Raw genomic sequence first — 3,785 nt, forward strand, 5'->3', positions numbered from 1 at the left:
GCCAGCAGCGCGTAGAGGCGGCGCGCCGGGTCGGCCAGCGTGCATTGCGCCACCAGCGACACCAGGAACTCCGCCTGCCGGAATGCCTTGCCCGGCCGCCAGCCGGCCAGCATCCGGTCCAGCAGCGCCGCCGCCCGCGCCCCGGTCTCGGCCATGTCGACATGCGGATAGGTGCGGTACGGCACCAGCAGGTCGGACAGGTCGACCATCCGCTGCGTGACATTGGCGTGCAGGTCCAGGCTGGCCACCACCGGGATGTCCGGCCCGGTCACCGCGCGGATCCGGGCCAGGATCTCGCCCTCCCCGTCCGGCACGCTCTCGGTGACCATGGCGCCATGCAGGTCGAGATAGACGGCGTCGACCGGGCCGGCGGCGCGCAGATCCTCCACCAGCATCGCCGTGATCCGCTCGAAGGCGTCGTCGGTCACAGGCGCCGAGGGCGAGGCCGAGCACCACAGCAGCGGCGCGATCTCATGCCCGGCCGCGATGGCGGCCTCGAGGAAGCCGGCCGCCGGCAGGTTGATCCCGGCCAGGGCCGGCGCCAGGGCCGCGCCGCGCGACAGGCCGGGCCAGCCATCCGCTGTCTCGAACTGGCCGTAGCCGGCCTTCACCGAGGCGAAGCTGTTGGTCTCGTGCTGGAACCCGCCGACCGCGATCCTCATGGCCTGACTCCCCCTCCGATCCGTCACCCTATCGTCATCGCACAGCCTGAGCGGAGGGTCGAGCCGCGCCCGCTCGCGGGTGACGCTCCCGTGCTCGCGGCCTAGGATGGCCGGCCTATGGAGATTCACATGCGCCCCATCGCCCTCCCCATCCTCCTGCTCGCCACCACCCTGCTGCCCTCGCTCGCGGCGGCGGAGGAGACCTGCTACGTGGTCCCGACCCTCAGCGCGGCGGACAGCGTGCCGCGGCTGAAGGCCGTCGCCCCGGGCCAGAAGCGGGTGCATTTCCTCAGGGGAGCTGCCGCTGGACAGGGCTGCCCGAAGGACACCGCCGCCTGCCGGATGAAGGAGTATCTGGTGGCGAATGACCGCGTCGTCGTCACGGCCATCCAAGGGGCCTATGCCTGCGCCACCTTCACCGGCGGCGCGCCGAACTTTGCGAGCACCACCGGCCTGCTGCCGCTGCACGCGCTGGCCGACACGCCGCAGACGGCGGAGGGCGATTGGACCGGCGCCTGGCGCAGCGGCGACGAGCAGGAGATCGATATCAAGGCCGCGGCCGGCGGCGCCATCGCGATCGAGGGCAACGCCACATATGGCGGCGACGATCCGGAGCGGGTGGCGCGCGGCGCGGTCAATGTCGGCCAGATCGGCGGCACGGTGACGCCGGAGGGCGACAGGGCCGCCTTCTCCGCCGGCGACAATGGCGAGGCCGCGCCGTATGACGCCAACCCCGGCGACGATTCCGTATGCCGCGTCCGGCTGTGGCGGGCCGGCCCCTATCTGCTGGCGGCCGACAACCTGATGTGCGGCGGCATGAATGTCAGCTTCACCGGCGTCTATCGGCGGGACAAGGCCGGGAAGTGATACGGTGTCCGGTTGAGGGGCTTTCGGCGTGCGGAAGAGCGAAAGGCTTGATTTCCATTGTCATCGCCGGGCTTGACCCGGCGATCCAGGGGCCACCCGGAGCGGCTTCGACATCTCTGGATGCCCGGGTCAAGCCCGGGCATGACAATTAAAGATGGCTGCCGCCTGCCCAGGTTCACGGATGCTTGTGGATCGGGTCGACCCAGTAGACGGCCTCCGGCTTCTCCACCGGCTCGATGTCGAGATTGACCACCACCGCCTCGTTGTCGCTGCGCACCAGCACGCATTCCAGTGGCTCGTCGGTCGAGGCGTTGATCTCCTGGTGCGGCACATAGGGCGGCACGAAGATGAAGTCGCCCGCCTCGGCCTCGGCGACATATTCCAGCTTCTCACCCCAGCGCATCCGCGCCTTGCCGCGGACGACATAGATCACGCTCTCCAGCGGGCCGTGATGATGCGCGCCGGTCTTGGCGTCCGGATGGATGGTGACCGTGCCGGCCCAGATCTTCTGCGCCCCGACGCGCGCGGCGTTGATCGCCGCGCGGCGATCCATGCCCGGCGTCTGGGCGGTGTTGGGGTCGAGATCGCTGCCACGGATCACGCGCACCCCGTTCAGGCGCCAGTCCGGGGTCTCGTGATGATGATCGTGATGGTCGGTCATGGTTCGGTCCAGGCTCGCGCGGCGTTCGGCGCCAGACTGCGCTGCGGCCGCGGCAGGCGCAACCGTGAACGCCCCTCCCGGCCTTTTCCGACCTGCATTCACCGGTCCGTCACGGTCCGCTGCTATTAGGAGCGGCGTCCGATTCTCCCGTTGCCATGAGACACCGATCGTGACCTCCGACAGCCGCCGCCAATTCCTGAAGACCGGCCTCGCCGCCGCGGCCGCGATGGCCGTGCCGGCCAGCATCCGCCAGGCCATGGCGATTCCCGCCCACAACGTCACCGGCACCCTGCGCGATGTCGAGCACATCGTCGTGCTGATGCAGGAGAACCGCTCCTTCGACCATTATTTCGGCACGCTGAACGGCGTCCGCGGCTTCGGCGACCCGCGCCCGGCGCCGCTGCCGAGCGGCCGGCCGGTCTGGTACCAGAGCGTCGGCCGCAACGGCGCCAGCCGCACCGGCTACCAGAATGTCGGCTGGGACCATTGGCATGAGCGGGAGCGCTGGTACGAGGCCGACCCGGCCGCCCAGGCGAAGCTGGACTACGTCCTGCCGTTCCGGCTGGACACAAGCAGCACCAGCGCCCAGCACATGGGCGGCACCGACCATAGCTGGAAGCTGGACCAGTCGCTGTGGAAGACCTGGGACACCTGGGTGCCGCTGAAGAGCCGGATGTCGATGGGCTATTACGACACCGCGTCCGACTTGCCCTTCTACCAGCACCTGGCGAACGCCTTCACCGTCTGCGACGCCAATCACTGCTCGATCTTCGCCAATACCGAGCCGAACCGCGAATACTTCACCACCGGTGCCAGCGTCTACACCCTGACCGGCCGCGACCCGAACAACCCGAAGCGGCGGCTGCACGGCCAGGAGCTGGACAACAACTGGACCGGCGACATGGACCTGGACGAGCCCTGGGAGGGGCTGGCCTGGGAGGCGTATGCCGAGACGCTGGAGAAGCACGGCATCGACTGGCGGGTATACCAGGCCTTCTCCAATTACGGCTGCAACTCGCTGGCCTATCACCGCGCCTTCCGCAAGCTCGACAAGAGCTCCGATCTGTACAAGCGCGGCCGCGCCTATGTCGGGCCGAAGCTGGCCTCGAACGAGGATCCCTACGACGCCGTGCTGGCACGGGCGATCGCCGAGGACGTCAAGGCCGACCGGCTGCCGCAGGTGTCCTGGGTGATCTGCCCCGACGCCTATTGCGAGCACCCCAGCGCCTCGCCGGCCGCCGGCCAGGCCTTCGTCGACAAGATCCTGGAGGCGCTGACCAGCAACCCCAAGGTCTGGGCCAAGACCGCCCTGATCGTGAACTACGACGAGAATGACGGCTTCTTCGATCATGTGCCGGCGCCGGTGCCCCCGGTGAACACCCGCTTCTACGGCTATCAGGGCCGCAGCACGGTGCCGGTCGGGGACGAGAACTACAACGGCGTGCCGATCGGCCTCGGCCCCCGCGTGCCGATGCTGGTGGTATCGCCCTGGAGCAAGGGCGGCTGGGTCTGCTCCGAGCTGTTCGACCACACCTCGGTGCTGCAGTTCATCGAGCGGCGCTTCGGCGTGCCCTGCCGCTTCATCTCGCCCTGGC

General features: G+C 69.1%; 4 protein-coding genes. 2 read left to right on the forward strand and 2 right to left on the reverse strand.

The genetic code is table 11. The features are described from left to right. Nucleotides 1-662: M81 family metallopeptidase (locus P409_RS29070; RefSeq protein WP_034846640.1), on the reverse strand; the 662-nt coding region annotated here is incomplete at its 3' end. A gap of 129 nt (nt 663-791) precedes the next feature. Between P409_RS29070 and P409_RS29075 the strand changes: the two genes are divergently transcribed. Then, complete coding sequence (locus P409_RS29075; RefSeq protein ID WP_034846644.1) at nt 792-1,529, forward strand: hypothetical protein; 738 nt, start codon at nt 792-794, stop codon at nt 1,527-1,529. A gap of 175 nt (nt 1,530-1,704) precedes the next feature. On the opposite strand, the gene P409_RS29080 is transcribed toward P409_RS29075, so the two are convergent. Then, nucleotides 1,705-2,190, reverse strand: a complete 486-nt coding sequence (locus P409_RS29080; protein ID WP_034846642.1) for a cupin domain-containing protein — start codon at nt 2,188-2,190, stop codon at nt 1,705-1,707. 169 nt (nt 2,191-2,359) lie between these two features. Here P409_RS29080 and P409_RS29085 point away from each other — a divergent pair. Next, nucleotides 2,360-3,785, forward strand: a 1,426-nt coding sequence (locus P409_RS29085; protein ID WP_202964839.1) for an alkaline phosphatase family protein, incomplete at its 3' end; no start/stop codon positions are given.

Origin of the sequence: Inquilinus limosus MP06 (genome assembly GCF_000767795.1) — a bacterium.
Taxonomy (GTDB): Bacteria; Pseudomonadota; Alphaproteobacteria; order DSM-16000; family Inquilinaceae; genus Inquilinus; species Inquilinus limosus_E.

Excerpts from the sequence above, each read along its gene's own strand:
- P409_RS29075 (WP_034846644.1), top strand. The coding sequence starts at position 792 with ATGCGCCCCATCGCCCTCCCCATCCTCCTGCTCGCCACCACCCTGCTG.
- P409_RS29080 (WP_034846642.1), bottom strand. The coding sequence starts at position 2,190 with ATGACCGACCATCACGATCATCATCACGAGACCCCGGACTGGCGCCTG.